Source organism: Staphylococcus sp. EG-SA-2, from assembly GCF_017152085.1.
Window position 1 is genome coordinate 1 of record NZ_JACYHC010000971.1, and the last position, 860, is coordinate 860.

At 36.2% G+C, this 860-nt stretch carries 1 protein-coding gene; it reads right to left on the minus strand.

The features are described from left to right. On the minus strand, window positions 1-860 hold an 860-nt coding region (locus IDG60_RS16755), incomplete at both ends, for an FtsK/SpoIIIE domain-containing protein (RefSeq protein WP_274611446.1).

Here is an 860-nt window from a genome sequence, read left to right on the forward strand (position 1 = left end):
TCTGTGACTGGCATCAAACCATTGGTACCGAAATCGAACAAGTACATGTGTGCTTGATCAGGACGATGGTGTCTTGCAACATCGAAAATAATGTTGTGTAAGAACGTTGTTCTACCATATCCTGGACTTCCGATTAACGCGATGTGCCCAGCTTTTTTCAATTGCAATACCATCGGTCCTTGATATTGTTCTTCTGGTACGTCTTTAAGTCCTAATGTTAATTCCACTTCTTTTGCATCATCTGACCATAATTTTCTGAAATCTGTTTCTACTAAATCTTCTTGATATACATTTTCTGGTAATGGTGGTAACCATGGACGCTTAACTTCTTCAATTTCTAATCGTGTTGTAATAGATTCGATATGATCGATAACCGCTTCTAACTCGGTTTGGTTTTCTTTCGTTTCTTCATCTTCAAGTCCACTCAAGTCTTTGTTGATTGCTTGAAGTTGACCATAGTCATTAATCATGTAAATCGTCTTATCTTCAACTTCTAATTTATCGCCTTCGATGTCATATGTTGCACCACTCCATGCAGATTGGAATAATTCATAAATTTCATTATTACCAACTTGTAAATACGCACGACCTGGTAATGTAATGTCTGCTGCATCTGGTGTTTTTAAAATTTCATTACTGTCTTGTCTATCTTGTACTTTTAATGCCAATTTAAATTTAGAGTTAGACCAAATTTGGTCATCAACAACACCCGATGGTTTTTGTGTCGCAAGTATTAAATGAATACCTAACGAACGTCCAATACGTGCCGTTGATACAAGTTCTTTCATAAAATCAGGTTGTTCTGATTTTAATTCGGCAAACTCATCGGAAATAATGAATAAATGTGGCATTGGTTCTGT